24 protein-coding genes are annotated in these 24,536 nt (G+C 62.6%); 13 read left to right on the forward strand and 11 right to left on the reverse strand.

Going from position 1 to position 24,536, the window contains the following annotated elements; translation table 11 throughout:
- Positions 1–7 precede the first annotated feature (7 nt).
- Positions 8–874, reverse strand: a complete 867-nt coding sequence (locus tag AC3ITM_RS16610) for a helix-turn-helix transcriptional regulator (protein ID WP_489266590.1) — start codon at positions 872–874, stop codon at positions 8–10.
- 121 nt (positions 875–995) lie between these two features.
- On the opposite strand from AC3ITM_RS16610, the gene AC3ITM_RS16615 reads away from it, so the two are divergent.
- The 3 genes from AC3ITM_RS16615 (at position 996) to AC3ITM_RS16625 (ending at position 4,466) form a co-directional block, all read left to right on the forward strand.
- Positions 996–3,197, forward strand: coding sequence for a TonB-dependent receptor (locus AC3ITM_RS16615; protein WP_489266592.1), 2,202 nt, complete (start codon positions 996–998; stop codon positions 3,195–3,197).
- Positions 3,198–3,378: 181 nt separating this feature from the next.
- On the forward strand, positions 3,379–3,654 hold the full coding sequence (locus AC3ITM_RS16620) for a hypothetical protein (RefSeq protein ID WP_489266593.1): 276 nt from the start codon (positions 3,379–3,381) through the stop codon (positions 3,652–3,654).
- A gap of 167 nt (positions 3,655–3,821) precedes the next feature.
- Positions 3,822–4,466 carry a DNA-3-methyladenine glycosylase gene (locus AC3ITM_RS16625; RefSeq protein ID WP_489266594.1) on the forward strand — a complete coding sequence of 215 codons (645 nt, stop codon included), beginning with the start codon at positions 3,822–3,824 and terminating at the stop codon, positions 4,464–4,466.
- 395 nt (positions 4,467–4,861) lie between these two features.
- Here the strand turns inward: AC3ITM_RS16625 and AC3ITM_RS16630 are convergent, their stop codons facing one another.
- Positions 4,862–5,509 carry a TetR/AcrR family transcriptional regulator gene (locus AC3ITM_RS16630; protein WP_489266596.1) on the reverse strand — a complete coding sequence of 216 codons (648 nt, stop codon included), beginning with the start codon at positions 5,507–5,509 and terminating at the stop codon, positions 4,862–4,864.
- A 148-nt stretch (positions 5,510–5,657) separates the two neighbouring features.
- Between AC3ITM_RS16630 and AC3ITM_RS16635 the strand changes: the two genes are divergently transcribed.
- The 5 genes from AC3ITM_RS16635 to AC3ITM_RS16655 all read left to right on the forward strand — a co-directional run bounded on the left by AC3ITM_RS16635 (position 5,658) and on the right by AC3ITM_RS16655 (position 8,268).
- Positions 5,658–6,716, forward strand: coding sequence for an SDR family oxidoreductase (locus AC3ITM_RS16635; RefSeq protein WP_489266597.1), 1,059 nt, complete (start codon positions 5,658–5,660; stop codon positions 6,714–6,716).
- Between the two features lie 222 nt (positions 6,717–6,938).
- Positions 6,939–7,481 carry a cysteine hydrolase family protein gene (locus tag AC3ITM_RS16640; RefSeq protein ID WP_489266599.1) on the forward strand — a complete coding sequence of 181 codons (543 nt, stop codon included), beginning with the start codon at positions 6,939–6,941 and terminating at the stop codon, positions 7,479–7,481.
- 91 nt (positions 7,482–7,572) lie between these two features.
- Complete coding sequence (locus AC3ITM_RS16645; protein WP_489266600.1) at positions 7,573–7,740, forward strand: hypothetical protein; 168 nt, start codon at positions 7,573–7,575, stop codon at positions 7,738–7,740.
- 59 nt (positions 7,741–7,799) lie between these two features.
- On the forward strand, positions 7,800–8,060 hold the full coding sequence (locus tag AC3ITM_RS16650; RefSeq protein ID WP_489266602.1) for a hypothetical protein: 261 nt from the start codon (positions 7,800–7,802) through the stop codon (positions 8,058–8,060).
- Between the two features lie 67 nt (positions 8,061–8,127).
- Positions 8,128–8,268: a hypothetical protein gene (locus tag AC3ITM_RS16655; RefSeq protein WP_489266603.1), complete on the forward strand. Its 141-nt coding sequence runs from the start codon at positions 8,128–8,130 to the stop codon at positions 8,266–8,268.
- 47 nt (positions 8,269–8,315) lie between these two features.
- Here the strand turns inward: AC3ITM_RS16655 and AC3ITM_RS16660 are convergent.
- A protein-coding gene (locus AC3ITM_RS16660; protein ID WP_489264972.1) for an IS3 family transposase occupies positions 8,316–9,439 on the reverse strand; the annotation gives its coding sequence in 2 pieces (ribosomal slippage) (positions 8,316–9,187 and positions 9,187–9,439; 1,125 coding nt in all).
- Between the two features lie 531 nt (positions 9,440–9,970).
- Between AC3ITM_RS16660 and AC3ITM_RS16665 the strand changes: the two genes are divergently transcribed.
- The 4 genes from AC3ITM_RS16665 (at position 9,971) to AC3ITM_RS16680 (ending at position 16,157) form a co-directional block, all read left to right on the forward strand.
- Positions 9,971–10,612, forward strand: coding sequence for a DUF1629 domain-containing protein (locus tag AC3ITM_RS16665; protein WP_489266604.1), 642 nt, complete (start codon positions 9,971–9,973; stop codon positions 10,610–10,612).
- A gap of 36 nt (positions 10,613–10,648) precedes the next feature.
- Positions 10,649–14,017, forward strand: coding sequence for an XVIPCD domain-containing protein (locus tag AC3ITM_RS16670; protein ID WP_489266606.1), 3,369 nt, complete (start codon positions 10,649–10,651; stop codon positions 14,015–14,017).
- Positions 14,018–14,262: 245 nt separating this feature from the next.
- Positions 14,263–15,450: a DUF3800 domain-containing protein gene (locus tag AC3ITM_RS16675; protein WP_489266608.1), complete on the forward strand. Its 1,188-nt coding sequence runs from the start codon at positions 14,263–14,265 to the stop codon at positions 15,448–15,450.
- Positions 15,451–15,683: 233 nt separating this feature from the next.
- Positions 15,684–16,157 carry a hypothetical protein gene (locus tag AC3ITM_RS16680; protein ID WP_489266609.1) on the forward strand — a complete coding sequence of 158 codons (474 nt, stop codon included), beginning with the start codon at positions 15,684–15,686 and terminating at the stop codon, positions 16,155–16,157.
- 270 nt (positions 16,158–16,427) lie between these two features.
- Here the strand turns inward: AC3ITM_RS16680 and AC3ITM_RS16685 are convergent, their stop codons facing one another.
- The 4 genes from AC3ITM_RS16685 to AC3ITM_RS16700 all read right to left on the reverse strand — a co-directional run bounded on the left by AC3ITM_RS16685 (position 16,428) and on the right by AC3ITM_RS16700 (position 19,446).
- Positions 16,428–16,967 carry a hypothetical protein gene (locus tag AC3ITM_RS16685; protein WP_489266611.1) on the reverse strand — a complete coding sequence of 180 codons (540 nt, stop codon included), beginning with the start codon at positions 16,965–16,967 and terminating at the stop codon, positions 16,428–16,430.
- Positions 16,967–17,305 carry a hypothetical protein gene (locus tag AC3ITM_RS16690; protein WP_489266612.1) on the reverse strand — a complete coding sequence of 113 codons (339 nt, stop codon included), beginning with the start codon at positions 17,303–17,305 and terminating at the stop codon, positions 16,967–16,969. Before AC3ITM_RS16690 ends, AC3ITM_RS16685 begins: the two co-directional genes overlap by 1 nt.
- Positions 17,302–18,042, reverse strand: coding sequence for a hypothetical protein (locus AC3ITM_RS16695; protein WP_489266614.1), 741 nt, complete (start codon positions 18,040–18,042; stop codon positions 17,302–17,304). The genes AC3ITM_RS16690 and AC3ITM_RS16695 overlap by 4 nt, the downstream gene beginning before the upstream one ends.
- A 1,134-nt stretch (positions 18,043–19,176) precedes the next feature.
- Complete coding sequence (locus tag AC3ITM_RS16700) at positions 19,177–19,446, reverse strand: hypothetical protein (RefSeq protein ID WP_489266616.1); 270 nt, start codon at positions 19,444–19,446, stop codon at positions 19,177–19,179.
- Between the two features lie 777 nt (positions 19,447–20,223).
- On the opposite strand from AC3ITM_RS16700, the gene AC3ITM_RS16705 reads away from it, so the two are divergent.
- Entirely contained in the window at positions 20,224–20,706 is a 483-nt protein-coding gene (locus tag AC3ITM_RS16705) for a hypothetical protein (RefSeq protein ID WP_489266618.1), read from the forward strand.
- Between the two features lie 73 nt (positions 20,707–20,779).
- On the opposite strand, the gene AC3ITM_RS16710 is transcribed toward AC3ITM_RS16705, so the two are convergent.
- Genes AC3ITM_RS16710 through AC3ITM_RS16725 form a run of 4 tightly spaced genes read right to left on the reverse strand, consistent with a single transcriptional unit; the run spans position 20,780 to position 24,435 of the window.
- Entirely contained in the window at positions 20,780–21,487 is a 708-nt protein-coding gene (locus tag AC3ITM_RS16710; protein ID WP_489266619.1) for a DNA-methyltransferase, read from the reverse strand.
- Positions 21,405–21,704 carry a Com family DNA-binding transcriptional regulator gene (locus AC3ITM_RS16715; protein WP_489266621.1) on the reverse strand — a complete coding sequence of 100 codons (300 nt, stop codon included), beginning with the start codon at positions 21,702–21,704 and terminating at the stop codon, positions 21,405–21,407. The genes AC3ITM_RS16710 and AC3ITM_RS16715 overlap by 83 nt, the downstream gene beginning before the upstream one ends.
- Positions 21,644–22,651 (reverse strand): phage portal protein, encoded by a 1,008-nt coding sequence (locus tag AC3ITM_RS16720; protein WP_489266622.1) that lies wholly within the window; start codon positions 22,649–22,651, stop codon positions 21,644–21,646. Before AC3ITM_RS16720 ends, AC3ITM_RS16715 begins: the two co-directional genes overlap by 61 nt.
- Positions 22,651–24,435 (reverse strand): terminase ATPase subunit family protein, encoded by a 1,785-nt coding sequence (locus AC3ITM_RS16725; RefSeq protein WP_489266624.1) that lies wholly within the window; start codon positions 24,433–24,435, stop codon positions 22,651–22,653. Before AC3ITM_RS16725 ends, AC3ITM_RS16720 begins: the two co-directional genes overlap by 1 nt.
- Between the last annotated feature and the right edge of the window lie 101 nt (positions 24,436–24,536).

The following is a 24,536-nucleotide window of genomic DNA, read 5'->3' on the forward strand; positions in this document are numbered from 1 at the left end:
GCATTGATCAGCCGATCGCGCTGTTTGCCCAGTGCGACGGCGCCTGCCCGGTCACCCGCCGGAACGCCGCGGCGAACTTGCCGGGGTTGGCATAGCCCATCGCCAAGGCGACCTCGGTCACGCTGCGGCCTGCCAGCAGCATCGGCTTGGCCGCCTCCATCCTGCGCCAGGTGAGATACGCGAAAGGCGTCATGCCGGTCGCGATCCGGAACCGGCGGCTGAATCCACTGGCCTCCTGCCCGACTTCCTGCGCCATGCGGGTAACGCCCAGGTCTTGGCCGAGATGGACTTCGATCAGATCCTGCACCCGCTTGAGCTGCCCCGGCGACAACGCGCGCCCCGGGGCCGGCGCAGCTGCGGGCAGCCCGGCCAAACGCTTCAGCACCAGATCGACACCGTGCTCGAAGAACGCGGCGGACCCGGCATAGGCCTCGGCGCAGTGCCACAGCGCCCCCATCACCGAGGCAATCACCGGGTCGGCCTGGAGCGCCGATGCCGCGGGGTGCAACTGCTCCATGCGCAGGCCGTGCGCCTGCAGATGGCGCGCATCGATCACCAGGCCCAGCAGCGCCAAGGGTGGGCTGCGGAACTCGCCGGGGCAGTCCGGCAATACGAGATTGAACGTGCCTGCCCGCCAGGGCTGCGCGATACGCCCAAGCGCCGTGTGTTGATACAGCGCGCCGCCGCCCGCGGTGAGCAGCCCGATGCGCAGCGCGCTGCCCTCAGCCAGCATGCCCTGCGCTGCGGCGAACGTGTGGCGGAGCATCAACACCGAGCCGTCAGCGTTGCCGACGCAGGCCTCCAGCGGACGGCCCGCTTCAGCGGCCAGCCGTTCGGCCACTACGGAAGGTCGCGGGGCAAGGGAGCGGGTCATCACGTGTCCAGTTCTGGAGCAGCCACGCCGGAAATGGAGCAGCGGCACCGCAATGTTACACACTAACATTCGAGAATTCCCCCATCAACGTGGTGCGCGCCACCACCCCCCGAGGCTCCTCGTGAAACACGCTGTACTTGCCGGCGCCGTGCTCGCCGCGCTTCAGTTGCTGCCCAGCGCGCCCGCCCGCGCCCAATCCACGCCGCCCGCCAAGGCCACCGATCTGGACGGTATCGTGGTCACCGGCAGCAAGCGCGATACGCCCTACCTGCGCAGCGACATCTCGGTCACCGTGCTCGACCGCCAGGCCCTCAAGGACGCCAACGTCACCGCGTTCCGCGACCTGGACAAGCTGGCTCCGAACGTCAAGTTCAACGTGATGGGCCAGCTCAGCGACATGTTCATTTCCATCCGCGGCATCGAATCCAACCCGTTCCTGGTCAACCGCGCTTCGGTCTACATCGACGGCATCCCGTTCCGCGAACTCAGCAACGCGGTGCTCAACCAGGTCGAATCGGTGGAAATCCTGCGCGGGCCGCAGGGTACCCTGTACGGCGCCAACAGCGAATCGGGCCTGGTGCTGGTGCGCACCCGCGCACCGTCGGCCAGCACCGAAGGCGAGCTCAACCTGCGTGCCACCACCTTCGGCAATGGCCATGGCGGCAGCCTGGATGGGTTTCTCGGTGGCGCACTGGGCAAGGGCGACCGCCTGTTCGGCTCGCTGGCCTTCATGGCCTCCGACGAGGACGCCCACCTGAAGAACCTGACCCCGTATGGCGGGGTCAACGGCAAGGTCCGCCAGGCCTACCTGCAGGGCAAGCTGCGCTGGGAGCCGACCGACACGCTCAGCATCAACGCCCTGGCCTACCACCTGGGCACGCGCGCGCCGGGCATGTTCGAGTACGAGTACCTGCCGCTGGACGTGGGCCGGTACAACCGCAGCTATGGTGCGCGCTACAACGACGGCCGCCAGACCGGCGACTTCACCTATATCAACGATGCGCCCAAGCGCACCAGCAAGACCGAGAACGTCGCCGGCGCCAGCGCGCAATGGCAGCTTGCCGCCGGTACCCTGGACGCGGCGCTGTCCTACCGCGAGCAGGCCGATACGTCGGCCGGTTACGACTTCGACATGACCGCCAGCCCGGCCCTGGCCGGGCGCATCCACGACACCCAGCGCAACTGGAACGGCGAGCTGCGCTTCACCTCGCCCAACGACCAGCCGCTGACCTGGATCGGCGGGGTATCCACCTACCGCGTGGACAAGCAATCGGTGCTGGGCACCCTGGTCGGCCCGCCGCCGCGTGCGCTGGAAAGCTATGTGCTGGCCCCGCGGCAGGGCTCGCAGGGCCGGGATTACAGTGCGTTCGGCACGCTCAGCTACACCCTGCCGGCGCTGCCGAAACTGACCGCCAGCCTCGGCCTGCGATACGAGCAGGCCAGACGCGCGACCCGGCAGAGCGCCGGCCAGCTCGACCTCGGCCCCGGCGGGCTGGTGTTCTACCGCGATGCCGGGCTGTCGCACACCTTCAACGCCACCCTGCCGCGCGTATCGCTGCGCTACGACGCCTCGGACACGCTCTCCTTCTATGCCGCCTCGGCCAAGGGCTACATCCCCGGCGGCTTCAACCTGGCCGCCGCGCAGAGCGATGTGGTCAACGACAAAGTGCTGCGCTACGAATCGGAAATGATGTGGAGCCATGAAGCCGGCTTCAAGCTCAACGTGCTCGACGGCCGCGGCCATGTCGGCGCGGCGGTGTTCCAGATCGACTCGGACAACTGGCAGGAGATCCAGCTGGCCACCGATGCCAACGGCCGCCCGATCTCGTCGGATTACGTCGGCTCCGATGCCGCGATCCGTTCGCGTGGCGCCGAGATCGAAGGCGTGCTGCAGGTACTGCCGGGGCTGACCCTGACCGCCAACGCCGGCTATGTAGACGCGCGCTACCGCCGCCTGCAGGTAGGCGAAAACGAAAGCCTGGCCGGCAACCGGGTCAAGCTCACCCCGCAGTACACCGGCTACCTGGCCGCGCGCTACCAGCACCGCTCGGGCCTGTTCGCGCGGGTGGAATCGGCGTTCAACGGGCGCATGGCGCTGGACGAGCGCAACCGCGCGTTCCAGCCGGCGGTGGCCATCATCGGCGTGCAGCTGGGCTACGAACAGGGCCCATGGACCACCCGCGTCTTCGTCGACAACCTCACCGACAAGCGCCGCATCAACGGCCTGATCTTCGACAACCTGGCCTTCGGCCGCGACGGCAACTACTACGGCCCGGTCGATCGCCCGCGGATCATCGGCGCCGAGCTGGGATATCGGTTCTGACGGCCCTGCCGGGACCATGCGCAATGACTGTCGCAGTGCTGTCGGCATGGCGCCAGGCATCACAGATCACGACAGCACCCGGCAGCCACCGGCCATTTTCGGAATAGTTGCATAGGCGCGCCTGCGACGCAGGCGCAGCCTGCGCAAGTGTCAACCCGACACCACTGATGGGAGAACCGACATGCGCTTGCACACCCGCCTGCTGCTGCCACTCACCTCCATGTGCCTGGTCCTGGGTACGCCTGCAGCCCTCGCCGCACCGGCGCACTTCATCGGGATGGGCGTGCATGCCTATCCTTCCACGTCCCGCAGCCTTGCCATCACCCAGGCCGTTCAGTTCGCCCGCAACGCAGGCTACGACGTGGACCGGGAATGCCAATGGCAGTTCGAGCCGGTGGCGCGGCAGCGTCCGGACGGCCTGTGGGAGACCGAAGCCGACCTGGTCTGCGATGGCTGAAACGCCTCCATGAGGCGCACGCGTCGCGCTCGACGCCCCCTTGTCGTCGACGTGGCGCGTGCTGCCTCACCCTCTCACACTGGGTGCTGGCCAGCGTCCCGGCGGCAATGTTGATGCCCCGCCCACGCCATGGAGTGCATGCTGCGGGCATCGCCAGGAGATGCACCGTGCCACGCCCGGACCAACCGCCGCCCACGATTCCGATTGCCGCGTGGACTACATTGCCGCGCGATTTCTACCAGCGCCATCCCACCGTGGTGGCACCGGCCCTATTGAACAAGATCCTGGTCCGCGACGATGGCCGCGCCGGGCGTATCGTGGAAGTGGAAGCCTATGCCGGCGACCAGGACCCGGCCGCGCATTCGTTCAAGGGCATGACCGCGCGCACCGCCACCATGTTCGGTGAGGCCGGCCACCTGTATGTCTACTTCACCTATGGCATGCACTGGGGCGCCAACGCGGTCTGCGGCGAGGTCGGCCAGGGCTGGGGCGTGCTGCTGCGCGCGCTGGCGCCGCTGGCCGGCCTGGACCGGATCCGCGCCGCACGTCCGGCGATACGCCGCGACCGCGAGCTGGCCAGCGGGCCGGGCCGGCTGTCGCAGGCGATGGGCATCACCGGCGCCCTGGACGGCGCGGACCTGGTCACCGATGACCGCGGCATCCGCATCGTCAGCGACGGCACCGCGCCATGCAGCGACCCCATCATCGGCCCGCGCATCGGCATCAGCCGCGCCCAGGAGTTTCCCTGGCGCTGGCATGTGCCTGGTGATGCGAATGTGTCGGTGCGGCCACGGCGCAAGGTGGGCGGCTAGCCGGCCGCTTCGGCTGCGTGCCGGTCGCCTTCGATCACGGCCTGTCGGGCATGGGCGAACATTGCCGTGGAGCGGCCGCAACCACCCCGCCGGGCCGATGCGGGCCGGCTGCGTCAGGCGATCTCCACCGCGGCGAAGCGGCCTTCGGGCAGCACGAAAGCATGCTTCAACACCACCGCGCTGCCGGGGAGGCTGCCGCTGACCGGTCAGGTCACGACATGGCGTCCGTCATGCAGCGCCAGCTGCAACGGTTCGGCCCGGTGCTGGTAAGCAACGCGTGCCCACGCCATCCAGCCGGCGATGGCCGCCGTCCCCTGGTGAACCTCGCGCTGGTCATGGACGCTGGCGTCGGTGGCGAAACCGTCACCCCGGGGCCAGGTCGCCGATGAAATCGGCTAGCGATCGGCGCGGCCAGCACCGCCCCGTGCATCGGCCGCGCTGGCGATCAAGCCGCGCAGCAGCACCATGATCAGCCGCCCGGAGGTCTCGGTGCGGGTTGCCACCGCCTGCAGGGCCAAGCCATGGGACAGGGCCATGAAGCCGGCCGCCAGTTCCTCCGGGCTGGCCGGCGGGGCGTGCCCGAGCGCGTCGAACAACTGCCCGATGAACCCACCCAGGGCCGCACGGTGCGCGTCCCATACCTTCTGGTATTCCACCGCGAAGGCCTGGCTGCGGTGGGCGTGCAGCTGCAGTTCGATGGAAAGCGTGCACCAGTCGGCATCCTGGTTGAGCGTCTGGGCCCAGCGATCCATCTGCGCGAGCATCTGCTCGGGCGTCTGCGGCGCAGCCATCAAGGCAGCCAACTGGGCCTCCTGCGCGCCCATGTGTTGCCGCAGCAGCTCCAGCAGCAGCGCCTCCTTGCTGGCGAAGTTCGAGTAGAACGCCCCCTGCGAATAGCCGGCCTGCTCGGCGATGTCGCGCAGGGACGCGCCGCCATAGCCATTGGCCACCACCAGCTGCCTGCCTGCGTCGAGCAGGCGTTCACGGGTCTGGGCGCGGCTTTCCTCGCGGGTCAGGCGCTTTCGGTCGGGGGAGCTGGTCATGGTCTAAAAATATCACATGAACTTTGGATATCGGTGCCGCCACCACCCGAGCCGGATGGCCCATGACATTTCATATATCAGTTGATATTTGGTTGGCCAGCCGCTACAGTCCATAAATATCTCATGTGACATATGGAATTCACTCGACATGCAAACGCAACCAACCCTCACCCGCGCCTTCGTCACCGGCTCCACCGGGCTGCTGGGCAACAACCTGGTACGCACGCTGGTTGCCCGTGGCATCACCGTGGTCGCCCTGGTCCGCACCGCCGCCAAGGGGCAGACGCAGTTTGCGGCGATGGAGGGCGTGGAGCTGGTGGAGGGTGACATGGCCGATGTCAGCCGGTTCGCAGCCTCGCTGGCCGGCTGCGATGTCGTCTTCCATACCGCCGCCTTCTTCCGCGACAGCTTCAAGGGCGGCAGGCACTGGGATGAACTGCAGCGCATCAATGTGGACGGCACCCGCCGGCTGCTGGAGGCGTCCTACCAGGCCGGCGTCCGCCGTTTCGTGCAGACCTCCTCGATCGCCGTGCTGAACGGCGCTGCGGGCATCGCCATGGATGAAACCAGCCTGCGCCGGCTGGAGGATGCCCACGACGATTACTACCGCAGCAAGATCCTGGCCGACCAGGTCGTCACCGACTTCCTGGACACGCACCCGGACATGCAGGCCAGCTTCGTGCTGCCCGGCTGGATGTGGGGCCCGGCCGATATCGGCCCCACCTCCTCGGGCCAGCTGGTCAACGACGTGGTCTCCGGGAAGCTGCCCGGCCTGCCGCCGGGCACGTTTTCGATCGTGGATGCGCGCGACGTGGCGCAGGCGCATATCGCCGCCGCCGAGCGCGGGCGACGCGGCGAGCGTTACCTGGCCGCGGGGCGGCACATGACCATGCAGACGCTGGTGCCGCTGCTGGGCCGCATCGCCGGCGTCAAAACGCCCACCCGCCAGCTGCCCTACCCGCTGCTGTACGTCATGGCCACGCTGCAGGAACTGTTTGCACGCTTCACTGGCAAGCCCATCCTGCTGAGCCTGGCCACGGTGAAACTGATGCGCAGGGAAGACGGCCGCAGCCATTTCAACCACGCCAAAAGCGCGCGGGAACTGGCGCTGGTGTTCCGCCCGATCGAACAGACCGTCGCCGACACGGTGGCCTGGTACCGAAGCAACGGCTGGTTGCCGCGCGGGGACGCGGCGACGCGCGTGTAGCCGTTCTTCACGGCAGTGCGCGTGGCCATCACGAACCTGCGCGTAGCGTCGGCAGTCCCTTGCCTGCGGTGACTGAGCGGACGCCGGCGCGGCGTGGCGCGTCCGCCGGGAACACGGCCGCTGACGGGGTCGGGTTCAAGCGCACGATGACGCCGCAGCGCGTGGAGGAGAACGGCTGGCGCTGCACCGCCAGCCCGATAACGGAGACCCGCCGGAGCCTTCATGAAACAGCCCGCCCTGCTGATCATCGACATGTTCACCCTGTTCGACTTCCCGCACGCCGAACAGCTCAAGCCCAGCGCCATGCGGGCCGCGCGCGGGATCGCGCGGCTGTGCAGGCACTTCCGCGCCCATGGGCACCCGGTCATTCACGCCAACGACAACTTCGCCAACTGGCAGATGGATTTCAAGGACCTGGTCCGCGCCTGCCTGGGCACCGAAGGTGCATCGTCGACGATCGCCGGCCTGCTGCAACCCGAGCCGGGCGACTACTTCATCCTCAAACCCAAACACTCGGCGTTCCTGGCCACGCCGCTGGTGGTACTGCTTGCCAAGCTGGGGGTGGACGAACTGGTGGTGACCGGCATGACCGCCAAGTCCTGCGTGGCAGCCACCTGTTTTGACAGCAATGCGCGCGAGTACCGCACCGTGGTGATCCGCGAGGCGGTTGCCGGCATCGGTTCCGGCAAGGCCACCGCGCTGCGCCTGCTGGAAGAATCCAAGGCGGCCAAGGTACTGCGGCTGGACAGCTACCTGGCGCGATGACCCGGCGACGACACGCCGCGGACGCTGCGCTCACCTGTGTGCGCTCAAGCTTCATCCACCTGCCACACGGTCCGCAGCCGGAAGATATTCCATGAACAACACGCCATCCTCCCATCCGCTGGAAGGCAAGGACGACCAGCAAAAGGCGCACACGCCGGACAAGCTCCGCAACGACAAGGCGACCTGGAAGGACAGGGACATGCCCGAGGCCGAGCACACCGCCAGGCCCGACGACTACGAGGCGCCACCCAAGCCTTGATCCGCACCTGTCGCCGGTGCGCGGTGACCCCGCGCCCGCAACCGCCGGAGAAGGACACCATGCCCGACACAGGCCGTTTCTATCTGCTGGACGTGGAAGCTGTGACCGACAGCGACGATCACATCCTGGAACTGCTGCGCATCTATTGCCGGTGCCTGCGCTGCCACCGTGCATTCACCGCCACGCCGGCCGCCGGCCTCACCCTGATCCCGGGCGGTGCGGCGCTGGATTGCCCCGACTGCGGCGAGCACCAGGCCATCAGCCTGGTCCGCTTCGAGGATTTTCGACGGCGGCATGGGCGACTGCCGCCGGGCGCGTAGGGGCGCGCGCGTCGCATGCGGCGGTGCCGGCCAGGCAAGCATCGGATCGCCGTTCACCAGCGCCGCCATGATCGTGATCTTCAAACGCCCGCAAGTGAGGATTGCGAACTTCGCGAGCTTTGCCCGCGGCGAAAACCAGTCGGCTCGGGATGTCAGCGTATTCCTCAGCCATCGCGATGCCGTGCAACTCCTCGTTCGAGCGATCTAAGCCGAGCACCTGGACTTTGCCATCGTCAATGTGACCTCCTCCCCGCGTTAGGCCCGAGCAGAAGTGGAAAATTCGGCGTTGGGTGGGGACGTGAATTGGGCGGCAAACTCGGCTGGTGGGACATCGCCGATTGATGAGTGCGTCCGGAAATGATTGTAATCGACCCTCCAGCTTTCGATCTTCTGGCGGGCGTCATCGAGCGACAGGAACCAGTGCGTGTTGAGACACTCGTCCCGGAAGCTGCCATTGAACGACTCGATGAAGGGGTTGTCGGTCGGTGTGCCAGGTCGGGAATAGTCCATGGTCACCCCATTGTCGTAGGCCCAGCGATCCATCACGATCGAGACGAATTCGCTGCCGTTGTCTGTCTGGATGCGTTGCGGCAGCTCGCGCTGGTGGCGTAGGCGTTCCATCACGGCCACCACGTCTTCGCCCTTGAGGTGCTGATTCACTTCGATGGCTAGACTTTCCTTGGTGAAGTTGTCCACGACGGTCAGCGCCCGGAAGCGGCGTCCGTCGAATAGGGCATCGGCCACGAAATCCATGCTCCAAACCTGATTTGGAGCCGTCAGCATCGTGCGCTCCAGGCGGTGTGCTGCGGCCTTGCGTCTGCGAGGACGCTTACGCCGCAGATTGAGGCCCGCTTGGCAGTAAAGCCGGTAGACGCGTTTGTGGTTGGCCTTCCAGCCTTCCCGGCGCAACAGCACGAATATTCTCCAGAAGCCGTAGCGAACCCGCGTGGCAGCGATCTCTTCGATCCGCAGAAGTAGTGGCGCATCATCATTCTCACGGGGTTGGTAATACCACGCCGAACGGCTTTGCTTTACGACCTCGCAAGCCCGGCGAACCCCAACTCGATAACGGTCGACCAAGTGGCCCACGAGCGTCTTGCGCTGCGTGGGCCTCAGAGCTTTTTTGAGAGCACATCCTGCAGCATAACTTTGTCCAGACTCAAATCGGCGACCAATTGCTTGAGCTTGCGGTTCTCTTCCTCAAGCTGACGTAGCCGGCGTAGTTCGGACACGCCTAACCCGCCGAACTTTTTGCGCCAAGCGTAGAACGTAGCTTGGCTGATACCCATTTTGCGGCAAATCTCTTCGACCGTCGTGCCGCTCTCGGCTTGTTTCAGGGCGAACGCGATCTGCTCTTCAGTGAACTTCGACTTCTTCATGGCGACGGGCCTCCTTGGGCCTGAGTGTCGCCGAATTTTATAGTTCTGGCTGGTCTAAATTACTGGGAGGAGGTCAAGGTCCCTTCTTCAAGTGGCCCCACGCATACGGGCCAAACTCAAGCACGTTTGATGGTTCTTCCCCGTCCATTTCCCACGCCTGGACGGGCATCCCCCCTTCGCCGAACGCACTGGGTATCCCGCGAATCTCGCCATTGCGCTGCACATGGTGGAGGTACACGGGTGCAAAAAGCCCTGTTGCACTCCATCGTTGCCCCGGTTCAAGCCAATGGCGTACCCGGATTGCAGACAGACGCATATGGGCTCAATGCGACACCTCAAAGATCTCAAAATTGCGTCAGTACAGGGACTCATTAGAATCGCGAATCCCATCCATCTTCTTTAGCTTCAAGGAGTTACGAGCAGACCCAGCCGGAACAAGGGAAAAGTCGCTCCGATTGACTTGCTATCCACCGTTCGGGTTAGGCTGTTGGAGTACGACAACAGCAGCAGCATATGGACAGGAACCAATCCATGGAATCGACAGCGACTAATCAGCCTAGGGCCGGGGAGTTCTTCAAACTGCGGCCGGACGCCCGTCGCGGTGGCAGGGGCCACGGGGTGGTGTTTGAGAATGAGCAAGCTCTGCTGACGCCGCCAAGACTGATCCTGCAGCCTGAGCGCGGTGGATTTCCGCCACTCAGTGAAACGCCGCGCTTGGTCTATGACCCCAGCGAAGGCCCTCCCCCTCAAGACCTGGAAGGCGGAATGAGCGGCTACTGGCTGGTCTCCGAACGTCTCCGCCGGGTGATGGAAGCGGTCGATCCTGAAGCGTTTGCTTTCGTTGACACCGACTATCGTTTGGCGAATGGCTCCAAGGGACCAGCGTACTTTCTCTGTGATGTGATCCGGACGGTAGATGCCTTGGATGAGGAAACGTCTCAGCTCAACATCGTGATCAGTGACGATTACGAGGAGGGCAAGTACTACCGCCTCACTGGCGATGTGCGACTGGCGTTCAAGCAGGACGTTTTAGGCGAGGCGCACGTATTCAGATTGCCATTTCATGGAGGAGTGTTCTGTGACCGGACGTTCAAGGACGCTGTAGAGGCAGCAGGCATCGTTACAGCAAGTGGATCCAGCGGGCTTTGGTTCGATGACGTCGTGAATTGCTGAGCCGAGAAACCCGGCAACGAGGAAGGAGTCTGATCCATGCCCAACTACCGGACACACCTCCAGGACCATCATGGAATCGAGCAGCAGACGCTGAAGAACAGCGCATTGCTTGCCAAGCTGGAACAGGCAGGGAAGTTCGACATCCACGCACCGGAGAATCGTCTTTTCCTTCCAGCCAAGCCTCAGTTCGCACATGCCCTGGGAATCACCCCTCACAGCGGCGGCCCGCTTGGTGCATATCAAGACGGAATGCTGGAAAACCTGGATGACTTGGCGAGAACGAAAGACGGGAAAGCTGCCCTGAGAGGCGACCCAGAAGCCATGGATCGCGTGGCCAAGCGCGTGGAGCAGTTGCGCGACACGGTCAAAGTCGGACTGATCAACGGAGATCTGAACACCAACACGCCGCTTGGTCAGACCCGTGAACTGACCAGCCAGAAGGTCAGGCACTTCTTCGACAACATCCCGACCTACTATCAGGCTCACGCCCAGCAGATCACTGCCCTCAAAGGCTTCACCGGTGTCGACCACGGTTGGGGTGCCATCGCGCATTCCGAATCGCGCATCGTCACCATGCTCAACCAGATCCATGTCGATGATATGCCGCTGACCCGGGGCGGTGGCATCGAGCTGCAACGCAACGGTCTGTCGCTGGCCATCGCCAACGCACATCACGATGGTCGAACGGTTCTGTCCGAGCGAGGCATCCGTACTGTTGAACTGGTACTGGGTGAAGAATCCGCTCATCACATCCGGGCACCCCGCGGCCAGCAGGGTGCTGCATCCATCGAACTGCTCATGGGCGAAGCCTCCGCCCGCAACCTGGTCCGCTCCGGCGGCCTGCTCGCCACCGGAGCGGACGCGATCATGACCGCCCGTCGCGCTGCAGAGCTGCTCGAGCAGGGCAACACCACCGCCGCACAATCGGAATTCAACCACGCGCTTGCCCGCAACGCTGGCGGATGGATCGGCGGTGGCTCCACCGCTCTGGCCCTTGGCGGAAGTGGATTCCTGCCTGCCGCTGTGGTGGCGGCCGATGCTCTTCTGTTGAGCAAGGCTTTCGAGAAGGGCGCCGACCTGGCGGACAACCGCGCCATCTACCGCCAGATCGACAAGGCCGATGTGGAGTGGCTGTTCGACGGTCGCAGCTGGGTGCGTCAGGCGGTATTCGAGCCCACGCCCGGTGGGCCTGGCAACCCGGGCGAGCGCGACGTGGTGGCCAGCTATGAGAAGTCCCAGGAACTCGGGGCGATGGCCAGTGCCAAGGCGGTGGAGCTGGCGCTGGGCAAGGCACCGCCGCCGCAGGACCCGCTCAAGATCCCCGCGCAGGCCAGTGACCAGCGCGGCCTGGACAACCAGGACTGGCGCCGCAACGCCGACACCCTGCTCTGGGAGCGCCAGGTCAAAACCAGCGTGTCCGGTGCGAACGACCGCGGTTCCTATGAAACCCAGATCGCCACGCCGGAGCGTGCCCGGCAGCTCAACCAGGAGGCACTGGGCCGCATCGAGAGCAACATCGCCACCGGCCGCGAAGCCATTGCAACGGCGTACCTGGAAGGGCGTGCCGCCCAGCGCGCTCACGAGCATGGCGTCGACGTACCGGCCGCCGTGGAATCGGCGCGGGCCAGGCCCGATGCGGTGCTGGGCTCGGACAACCGGCTCTACCAGCGCGATAGCGGCGGGCAGTGGATCGGCCACGACGGGGCGGCCACCGGCAACCTGGCTGTCGAACTGGGACTGACTCAGCAGATGCGCCAACCCTCGCTGGAGCAGGCGCAGCAGCAGCTGGCCGCCCTCCAGGCCGCGCCGGCACCGACCGCTGCCCAGACCGAAAAGAATGAAATGCTGCACCGCTATGCGAGTGCAGGCATCAATCTGAACGTGAACCCGGAGACCCAGCAGGCCATCGCACTGGCGGTTCAACGTACGTTGGAGACTCACGGCATCACTGGCCGCACCATGCAGCAGCTCCAGCCCGAAGGGCAGGGCTTGTATGGCTACGACTGCCCCATTGCCCACTATCAGGCCGGGCCGGATGGCGTGGCGCACAAGGTCGCCGTCACCAGCAGCGATGAACTGCGCCAGGCGTGGCACGAGATCCAGGCGCAGCGACGCGAGCAGGCGCCCGTTCCGGACGCCCCGGAACTGCGTATTGCGGCGTTGTCGCCACAGGAGCGTGAGACGTTCCAGCAGGCGCTGCGCGAAGCCAATCGGCAAGGCGTCTCCACCCAGGAAGCGCAGCAGATTGCCAGTTTCGCCGCGGCCAACCTGCACACGCCAACACCCGATGAGTCCAGGGCGCCGCAAGCCGCCGTTGATGTGGAGCGGCAACGCGAAACCACCCCAACTCCCGATGTGCTGATGCAGGCGGCCTCGGCACAGGCTGCGACTGCGCCGTCGATAGCTGCAGGGCGCACCGAACAGAGCGCGCCCGTCGTACATACCGACCCGCCGCGTACCGAGCCGGAAGTACGGACAGTGTCGAAGCCGGCCGAGGATTCTGCCGAGCGGAATGCGCGTTCCGACCAGTCGTCTTCCGTACTTCCCGCGTCATCGGTGCCGCGTGAGCAGGAAGCTCGACTCGTTGATACCCAGGCCCAGCAACCTTCTTCGCAGCAAGCTGCTCCCCGTTCAACCGAGTCGCTCATCCCGCCTCAGCCAGCGAGCAGCCTGCCTGATTCCACGCAGCGCCATGCCAGCGAAGACCAGCACCACCGCAATCAGGCGCTGCCTACTGAATCGGCCGAGCGGGTGCAGGTTGCTTCGACGCCGAAACCTGAGGCATGGCCAGCTGCGCAGCACCCCGTGATGGAGTCCGGCACCAACGAGGTTCGCCAGACGCACGCAACGCCGCAGCTTGCGCCAGTGCGTCCGGCGGCGGATATCCCATCCAATACCGTAGAAGACCTGCCGGCGAACGGTACCGAGCGAGTAACGCCTTCCGATCAGCCAGCCGCACCCCAGCCTGCAATGACGCCAATGCAGGCAGGCCATCCCGATCACGCGCTCTACCAGCAGGTACGCGACGGCGTGGCCGCTCTGGATGCCAAACATGGGCGCGAATTCGATGAGACCAGCGAACGGATGACCGCCAGCCTGCTGGTGCTGGCCAAGGGCAGCGGGCTGGAACGAGTGGACCATGTGCTGCTCAGCAATGCCACTCCCCAGCTGCCGGCCGCGCACAATGTCTTCGTGGTACAGGGCGAGCTGAACGACCCGGCCCACCAGCGTGCGCGGATGCCGACCGAGCAGGCCATACAGATTCCGGTGGAAGAATCGTTGCAACAGTTCGACGTGGTCAGCCGCGAACAGCAGCAACGCGTGCAGGCCCAGCAACTGGAACAGCAGCTGCATGATGAGCGCGAGCAGCAGACGATCCAATCGCGTGCGGTGAGCATGGGGTGAAATACCCTGTGTCGGCCAACTGTTTTCCAGCGTGCGCCCAATCGGCCACTCCACGCCCAGCCAAGGCTTCTCGCAAACAGGGAGGTTCTGCCAGGCGCTCCAGGTCGTTGTGCACGATCTCCCAGCGGTAAAGTCGCCCCGGCGACGTCGGTGAGAATAAATCTTTTCGGCCAACGACCGACGCTCATATGGCTTTATGGTTCGGCGTAGAATTTCACCCACCCCAGCCTAGCGAATTAAATCCCATGTACTTCCACATTGACGAGTCTGGAAACACTGGCAACGACCTGTTTAACCCTGACCAACCGAAACTCAGCTACGGGGTACTTTCGAGCCGAACCAATGTAGATGCCCTTGGTGTCGATTTGCACCGAAGCATGCTCAGACGGACGGGAAAGACTGAGCTACACGCTAAGAATCTGCGTGAGGAGGGCATCGTATCGATCTCCAACGATCTACTTGCACTGCAAGAAAAGATGTCTTTTGACTTCGACTTCTATTTCATCGAAAAGCCGACGCTAGCTGTGGTGGTCCTTTTCGACGCAATCTTTGATGCCGGCATCAACCCTGCTGTTAAGTGGGAAAGCTACTGGACACCCATGCGATTCATGATAATCCACAAGTTGGCGTACCTCATGGATGAGCCGCTCCTTCGAACCGCATGGGATCTCTGCACGGACAAGAAGGCCAAAGATAGGGAGGGTGATATCGTTGATCTTCTGATGAAAATTCGAGATCGGGCACTTGCGACAGACTGGGATAGCCGCAGCAAGGAGGTGATCGTCGATGCTGTCAGTTTCGGGATCAAAAACCCGCGCGCTCTTGATTTCGGGCAACCAGACAGAAAGCTCGTGTCACCGAATGCGGTCGGATTTCAGTTCGTTGTCAGCTCTATGGCTAGACGGCTTCGGGCAAAGCAACTCAAGGATGCCGCATCCATTGTGGTCGACGAGCAACTTCAATTCAACAAGGCTCAAATTGAGACTCATCGTGTTCAAAGCCTGATGGCAGAGAGTTGGAAGACGGCATCTCCGAAGGAGAAGGCGTTGTTCTTGAACCACCCTCTTTACAGGCATATGGCTGAGGATGAACTGTTCAATGTCAGTCTACCCAAGCGCGAAGTTCGCGTTTCCGATAGCGCTGGCTCCATTGGGCTTCAGATAGTCGACGTATACCTTTGGATCGCGCAGCGCATGGTTAACGGCAACCTCCATCCGAAGCTGGTCAATCTGTCGAGGAAGATCTTCCGTAGATCTATGATAGACGGGATCAGCATGAACGGCATGGGGCGTAGATTTGAGAATTTTATGTCAACCCTCCCCCCTATCGAAGAGGTGACAGAAGAGCAGTTCAGATATGGCGCGGAGTCGGTCGAAAACCATAGGGCGGCTGTGCGAGAGATGGAACTCGGGTTATCACCAAGGAAACCATAGACCACCCGGCCTCATAGGGATAGGTTGCACCTGCGCGACCGCTGCCGCTGCCGGGCAGTCCGCGGCGGCGTGGAGCATGTGGCATGTGGCATGTGGCATGTGGCATGTGGCATGTGGCAGCACATGATCTCGCGAACGTCACCACCTCCTATACGAACTTCCCACGGTAAGTTGCTGAACAGGAACAATTTAATTCCACCAACACATGAACTGCCTGAAAGGACTTCAATCGCGTGCTCTCGATTACTCCCCCCACTGACAATCTTTACAAGTTCTCCGCGATATCCGGCCTAGTTCTCCTCGTGCTGGGATTTGGATACCCAGCATTGAAAACCCATGAAATCGAACTTCAGATTAACGAGGTCAAGACCGGCATTGATATTTCTTCCGAGCGCCGAAAGGCTTTCCAAGAAGCTGTAGATCGCCTTTCCTCCCGCGATGACGCTTCAAGAGGAGACTGGGAAAAGCTCTTCCAGTTTAAGGACGAGCAACTGATTAAACTAACCGAACAAAATGGACAAACAGAACGTCTCAAAATTCTAAATTCTCACGCGAGAACGTATTATTTAGGCGGACTGGTTTTGGCATTCGTGGGAGCCACCTTAATGCTCTTTGGCTTTACAAACTGGTTCAAAATTCAACGAATATTGGATCGGGCTCTGCTGCACCAAGTCCGCCCTCCTTCATCCCCACCCCAAGGCGAATAGTGGATCAGCTGTTATGGCGGGCCCCTGGCAACGACACGTCACTCAGGGTTAGGCATTCCGACGAGTCACCGGCTAGCCGTTCGGTCTCGATGAACGCGCAGACGCCGGCGGACATCCATGGCCGCATGCCGGTGTGGCTGGTTCCGGGGCACATCCTGGGAGTAGATCGCCACACCGCCGGACAACGCAACGGTGACGTCACAGAAGGCGGAACCGTATTTCAGCCGTTCCGCAACTGTTTTGGCACATCTTTCCCCGTCGATAAAAGCGCTATGCTGCCTGCTCATCTCTGTGGAAGTACATCGCCAGCTTCAATGAAAAGGCATCTCGAGCCTCGACATTGAGCTGAAGCACCTTCTGGGCCAGGAGACTGTCGTAACTGGTTTTGCGCAGGCTGAAGAGCTTGCTGAAATCAACGACACCACCACCCGCAAATGGGAGACCCGGCGCAGGCGGCAAGTAGAAATACTTGAGGTACGAACGCGCGACACCGTCGCGGATTACGTTCGAATCGATCAACTCTTGAACCTTGTCTGGCTTGGTAGCCCTAGACAAATCTCGCACGGGCGCGGCGACAATGCTAGTCATCTTGACACCGTTCTCTTTCGAGATTTCGCAGCAATGCGAAAGGATGGCAACAGGACCCTCCTCAAGAGTTGCACCGACCGTCCAGAACTTCATGGGCTGATTCTGCGCGTTCCTGGTTGCGCCTATGTCCTGATAGCAAATCGCACCTATCAATTGGGCAAGTGCGATGATGTCGCCCTGCCTCAGACTGGCGCCATCAATTATCCCCGTTTCGTAGCTCATCAGTCCATCCCGTCGTCAAACTCAATTTCGTCGGAGGCATCAACGATGCTCCGGAAGCGCTGCAACGCGTTCAGCGCCCGAACTGAAACGGCGTCCGGCTGAAGCGCCGAAAAATAAACTGCATCGAAAGGAGATGGGCGAGAGCGAAGTTGCCCCTCCATGACCTGCTGAGTCACCATGGCGTGAATCATAGCGGCAGCCTGTTCAATAGTATTCCCGCCTTGGAAATACTCTTGAGGATCGAACGCACGCTCCGGAGACGTCCTCACACCTATGGGCCGGAAGGACAAGACGTTTGACTCCGATTCGCCGTACTGGGTGGTCAATACTGCACTCATAGGAGCGTCTCCGTTGGCATCAATCCAGTGACCGCCACTCCGATTTCCTTCTTTGCCTCTCCCAAAACCCGCAACAGCTCTTCCACGTTAGAGCCACGCCCAGGATCTGGTCGATTATTTACGTCTATTGAAAGACTCAGTCCAACCTCTAACACTTCGCTTTTTTCATGCAACTCTGCAAACGACACGCTTTCGCCGGGCAAAACAGCTAACTGAGCCGTCCTCTTCTCATACGTCGACACGCGGAAGGTGTTAAAAAATAGCCCTTTCTGCCGGCCAATTTGCATCTCAAAAGACTTTATATCGTCGCCGGCCCAGTCCATCTGGGTCATCATCATTGCAGCAAACTTTGTGGCTTCCGTCTGATCGAATGTGTCAAACGGCAGGCATATCTCAACGATTACTCCGCACCACTGTTCCTTCATCCAATCCAAAGAAAGTAATGGCGACAACAAGCGTTCCGCTATTCCCGCTACAAAATCGAAGGCTTCATCAATCGAGTTAGCAACTTGGCTGGGAGGTGAAACAGTTACTTGAACACGATCAAGGCAGACATTTACCACCTGTTGGCCGGTGCCAAGCATCACTCTCGGAATATGGGGAGGCGCCGAGGCCGGCACGGGAATTTGTGCGACTTGCCCTCCTTGAGAGTCAGCAATCACGGAAAGCGAGGTACCCAGCTTCAGCGCAGCATTCAAATCTGGACGAAATGCCCCCACCAGGGTTACGCGCTCCACGCGCAGCCCCTCGGTTGTTCGCCTATGTTCCACGTTTGTCTCCCATAACCTTCCCCTATCGACCCGCAAATGACTGTGATAGTTCCTAGCCATCTTCCCAAGCCCAGCCAGCTCCCGACGTGAAGGCTGATTGGCCTAGGGTGGCCGTTTCTTCGTCATGGAACTCAATTGTCTATTAGCGACCGGTCTGCTGTCACTTTCTTTAACAAACCAGGCAGTCCACACACTCCGCCAACAGCCCTAATTCCCGCCTATCTAATTGAATTTCATAGCAATCGACGGTCTTCTCGTGCGTTGCCGGCAAAGGGCACAGCGATTGGGGGCGATGCGATGGCTGGATTCATCATGCCGGCAGATACCGCGAAGGGTCATTGAGCCGAGTGGACTGCCTGCACGGAATGGAACATGTCCACATAGGCCACCCAGCGACCGTTCGTGAAGACGCTCACCAACCCACAGGTGCAGTCCCGCCCCTCGATCCTGAGGGCATACGGATCGTGGAGGTCATAGGCCCGCCAGGGCTCGCCTAGGGCCTTCCATGCCACCTCTAGGGCCTCGGGCGGGCACTGTCGCTCGGCGGCGAAGATGACGTAGGTGATCCCATCCCAGCCCTCCCCCCGAGCCGCCAGAAATCCCAACCATGCCGTTGCCAAACCGGGCGCTGCCGAAGTTGTTAACCGATCCGAGGCTCTGCATATAGCCCTGCCAACTGTTGCCCGGCACCTGTGCGCCCAAGCCTAGTTTGGCGGCTGTCGGTATATAGGCACGCTGTGCGGACTGCGGCGCTTCGTATATCGAGATGCCTGCCGCTCCACCAGTGAGTCAGGGTCGGAGATCCTCTACCCTTGGCTCACGGCGTGACTCACTTGGTGGATGCAAGCGGATGTCCTCGGACGCTGACGGACGGAGAACCGACCAATTTCGTAGGCTTCACCGCCCTTGGGCATTGCTGGACGTCGATGGACGCCAATGTGGTGGGCCCACCAGGACTCGAACCTGGAACCAAAGGATTATGAGGCAGCGCCCTAAACGATAGGTATCAATGACATAGGGTCGCGCATTTTTCCGGTTGTGCGGCGTGGAACCATTGATGCGTAAGGGCTGTACGCGCTGTTTTTCCGGTCGCAATGCCCATTAGACACCGTCTTCCTCGCCGTCGCCACGCAAGGTGGCCACGGCCTCCCGGCTCGGCACCCCAGGGAACAGCCGCGCTGCGCACCACCGCTCGCCGTAACGCTTCGCCTGGTCGATGCTTGCGGCGCGGACGTGCTTCACCTGCCACATCTTCAGTGCGTTGAGCGTCATCTGTGCGGTGCCGTCCGGCTGGCCCTGCACTACCGCCACTGCCCGGTTACACCACCACAGCTCCCAGCGGCCGTAGCGGTACTGCCAGCCATCCCGCATGGTCGTCTCCCTGATCGACGGCGGCCAGTAGATTAGCCGGCGCCGAGCCTGGCCAGCGTCGGCGATCGACAGTCGGCGCGACTGCAGCGACCGAGAGTGAGAGCGCGGCGGCAAGCGGGTTGGCGCCCCCCGGCACGTCTAATGGCAATTTTTTTGGTGACCATCGGAAACAGGTAACTTAGGTAACCACCCCTGAAATAGCCTGCCAATAGTCAATATAATCAATAAGATAGAACATCTTATCAAAGGTAATTTTAGGGTAACACCGAGGTAACCTGATTACCTTTCCAGTAGGTAATGTTGGGTTCTGAAAATTTCCTTATGAATCAATGACATTACTTCCATAGGGGGCTGGCATTACCTCAAATTACCCAAACAGGTAACCTCTGGAAACCTTTGTGGCACTAAGCGCGCCCGTTGTTTTTCGGGACCGGATTACCTGATTACCTACTTCCGATGGGACTCCAAATAATTCGGCCTCTGGGCCCCATCGCTGGCCGCCCCTGAGCGCCCATGGAAGACCCCCACTCTGCGCAGGGTTCCGCAGGGTTCAGGGCAGCGCCCCGAGGGCCGTCAGCAGCAGCTGCGGCGGCCCCCGGCGCGGTGCAGCAGGGGTGCGGAAAAAGAGGGGTCCGAAGAGCGCAGGCGTGGGGGGGAGACGAGTGCGCGCGCCGGGCTCCGACGAGGGTTTGCATACGCCTGGGCGCCAATGCGTACTGATCCTCTTCGCTCAACACTTCGTCGTAGGATGGGCGATCACAACCGGCAAGGAGCCGTATGAACAGCCCGCTAATGGACCATCCCCTTCCCATCGCGATCACCACGGCCTCGCTCTTGCTGCCGCTGGAACCGGGTGAACAACCCGAGCTGCATCTGCAGGGGCATCTCGACAACGGCCGCAATCTGACCGGCGAGTCGGGAGAAGACCTAACCAACCTCGGGTGGGAAATCACCATCGAGCGCCTGGATGAAGCTGAATGCCGCAAGCAAATCACCGCCCCTCCGGAACACCGTGGCTCGGCCGGCAGCCAACCTCATGCGGGGAATGCAGAGTCCGTTTGCGTGACCTATGGAGCGTCGGCGGAGGCGTTTGATCGTTTGGCCGCGCTGCTCGCAGACGGTGCACCAGGGATCCGCATCGTGTTCCGGGTGAGCGGTCTGCACACCGATCCGAAGAAAATCGCGATTGAATGGCCGGAGGCCAGAACCCGGACAGCAGTCACATCAGTGACTGTCGAGGTCGACTACGACCTGACTTGAAAGCGACCGGATAGATAACGTAAAAGGCCGCCCATGGGGCGGCCTTTTCTGCGCGACGTAGTTGGATTTGCAGTCAGCCCACGCGGTGCGCCAAACGCGAGCGGGCCACGTCATGGTAGTGGCCGGTCATCTCGATGCCGGTCCAGTTGTAGCCCTCAAGATCCGCGGCGACCAGGGTGGTGCCCGATCCGGCGAACGGGTCGAGGATGCGGCCACCTTCCTCGCAGATCCGCACCAGCTGCCGCATCAGGTCCGTGGGCTTCCCGGTAAGGTGATGCTTGTCGGCCTTGCGTACCTTCTCCCGGATGACGCCAGGCAGTACCGGGGCGCGCCGGCCCAGCGGCATGTTGCCCTTGCTGCCCCACACCGCGTACTCGGCCTGGTTGCGGAAGCGGCCCAGCTGCGGCCGCACGCCCTCGGTCTTGTCCCATACGGCGATACCGCGCCAGGTGAAGCCGGCGCACTGTAGCGCGTCCGTCGTGAGCGGCAGCTGCCGCCAGTCGGTGAACAGCACGACCGGCGCGCCATCTTTCAGCACGCGGCTGCATTCGGCCAGCCACAGCCGCATCCACGCCAGGTGGGAACGCTGGTCGCGCTCGTCTCCGACAAAGTCATCGTGGATGCCGCTGCGGACATACTTTACCGATGGCGCCTGCTGGCGCGACGCCGCGTGCACACCGCCGCTGGCGTACGGCGGATCAGTGATGAGGGCGTCGAAGCTCGCGGCCGGCAGGGTCGGCAGGACGGTCAGGGCATCGCCGTGGATCAGTTCGTTCTTCATGGGTGGAGCCTTCTGGGTGTCGCTCGCGGCGATCCGAGGGGAGGCTCTCGGCCTTCATGTGGTTCAGCACCCCGCATCGGGGGCATTTGATCTGGATCTCATAGCTGCCGCCGGCCTTGGCCAGCAGCTTGGCGCAGTCGCCGCAGCGCAGGTTCTTCATGCGCTGGTCGTCCCTACGGTGAACGGATTGAAGCGGACAACGTCGATGCCCAGCCATTCGTTGATGGCGGTCATGCGGGCCTGCAGCGGCGCCAGCTCCATGGCTGCCCAGACCTGCGCGGCCTTGCCGATATCGCCAAAGCCGCCGGAATTCTGCGCGACGATGCCGAGCAGCTGCGGCTGCACGCGCAGCGCGGTCAGCATGTCGTCGCGGGTCACGTTCTTGATGCCGCTGAATTCGTCCTTGGCCGCCACCTCACTGATCGGGATCAGCTTGATGCCGTCCTTCTGCCCGCCGGGTGAATGCAGGAACAGGTTACGGAAGTTGCCCACGCCCTTGGAATCCTTCAGCGCCTGGCGCATCGCGGTCACGTCGGCATCATTCACGTTGGAATCGGACAGGTACAGGATGAAGCCGGCGTGCGAGCCGTTGTTGTAGTAACGGCGCCGGAACAGCGTGGCCGATTCATTGAGCAGCGCCGACTGCACGGCCGATAGCCATTCGGGCATGCCGTAGATCTCCTGGTCAACGTCAGCATCGCGCAGCTGGTAGACGCTGCCCGCCTTGAACTCGTGCTCTTGGCAGTGGCCGCGGACCTGGAAGAACTCCCCCGGCACCACCCCCCGGCGGACGTACTGCGCCAGCGGCACCAGCAGCTCCAGCGGCGCACCCATCACAGAGTTCCTGCGCTCGACGTAGGCCGTGCCGAAGGTGATCCAGTCCAGCGCCAGCTGGTTGAAGCGCTCGCGCGACAGCAGTGGATGCGGCTTGAAGGTCAGCGACAGCATGTTTCGCTTGAACAGCAGGCCACTCTGCAGCGTCGGATTCGACCGCGTCGTGCGGGCCAGGCCGGACAGCGAGACCGGCGGTTCGTAGTAGCGGCCGTTCTGCCAGCATTCGGCATAGTCGAGGATGCCGCGCGAGTCCAGCACGGGGGTCGGCTCACCGAAGGTGAACGCTTGCGCGCCTGCCGGTGCGGTTGCCTGATCGGCGGGGTCGGACATTAATAAATCTCCATGGTGCTGGTACGCGCTGCGGTGCCTTCCAGCGGCTCGTTGTGCAGGGCGTGGAACAGTGCCCACGCCAGATCGGCGTGGCCGGTTTCGTTGGACCGGCCCGCCGTGTAGGTCATGTGGCGCCCGCTGGCCGTCATGGTCTTCTGGATCGCCATGATCGACTGGGCCAGGTCGGTCCAGCCCGCGTCGAACTGCAGGCGTTCGTTCTTGATCACGTCGTAGGCCTTGAGGACCAGGCGCGACTTGACCTCGGGGGAGTAGTGGAAGGTGGTGACGTTGGGGAAGAACACCCGGACCAGCTGTGCAACACCCGTGCCCATGCCTGTTGTATCGATCCCGATGTATGTCACCCAGTAGCGCTGGCAGATCTTGTGGATAAACGCGGCCTGGCCGGCAAAATCCATGCCTCGGAACTGATGTTTCTCCAGCACCCGGAACGCGCCGCCCTCGACGGCCGGCGGCGCGAGCACCACCAGGCCGGCGCTGTCGCCGGTTTCGGCGGGGTCATAGCCGATCCACACCGCTCGGTCGCCGAAGGGGCGCTGCGCGAATGGCTTGTATTCGCCTCCCCATTCCTCCCAACTGTCGACCATGCACGGCTGGATCAGAGCCAGCGGGAAGACGCTGGCGCTGTCGTCCACGAACTCGCACATCAGCAGGTTGGCGAAGGCGTCCGGGCTGTACTCGCGGCGCAGTTCCTCGATATCGAACAGATCGCAACCGCCCTCCTGCGCGTCAAGGATCGTGACGATGTGCCGCCAGATATGGTCATCGCAAGCCGCACCGCGCTGCAGGGCGGCGTGGGTTACATCCAGGTGATGGCGCTGCGCAGCCGGCTTGCCCTTGTTGAAGCGCTCGCCGGTCCAGAAGTCGTAGGCCTCATGGGCCATGGACGAAGGCGTGCTGAAGTAGGTCTTGCGCCACTTCTTGTGCATCGCCATGCCGCTGGCGACCTTTTCCAGCTCGTTGAACTTGTGGGTCCAGAAGAACTCATCGAAGTAGAAGTTGCCGTGATAGCCCTGTGCCGTACGTGCGTTGGTGCCCAGGAAGAACAGCTCGGCGCCGTTCGACAACACGATGGGATTGCCGGCAAGGTCCACGTCCAGTACCTCACGAACGAAGGACTGCATGTAGCGGCGGAACAGGTCAGCCTGCGCCTTGGAGGCGCTCAGGAAGATCTGGTTGCGTCCGGTGGTCAGCGCGTCAATCAGCGCTTCGCGGGCGAAGTAAAAGGTGGCACCAATCTGGCGCGACTTCAGCACCGCGCGGGTGCGCTGATCCCGCGCCCGGTACCAATCGCGCTGGTAGCCGAAACACGTTTCAAGGAAGGCATCGACCAGCAGCGTGACCTGGTCCTCGCTGAAATCGTTCTTGCGGGCCTTCTTCTTCGGGCCGGCGTTGCGGTTGGCAATCGCCGGGGACAGATCCGTCTCTGTGCCGCCGCCCTGGTACCGTTGAATCCTGGCCTGGCGCTCAAGCTGGCGGTGCAGCAGGTCGATCTCTTTGAAGTCGCCGCCGGTCTTCTCCGGCTTCATGATCAGCATGATCAGGCGGGCTTCCAAGGCACCACCGATGCGCTCCACGTTGTCGGCGCGATCCCATTCATCGCGCGCCTTCCAGCTGTGAATAGTCTTCTCTTTCTCCCCTGTCGCTTCGGCGATATCGCAGACACGCCAGCCCATCCAGTACAGGAACTTGGCTTGCCTGCGCACATCGATCGGCATCTGGTCGACAACTGTATTCACATGGATTAGGGTGCCTACCGCACGCATCACCGCACAGCTAGGTACCGCGTAGTTCAGTCAGCTACAAGGCAACTTCGTTGCTGGGAAATTGCCCTCTGCCGAACATGGGTCATCGCATCGCCAGCCGA

It is taken from the genome of Stenotrophomonas sp. KH_029, from assembly GCF_057839765.1.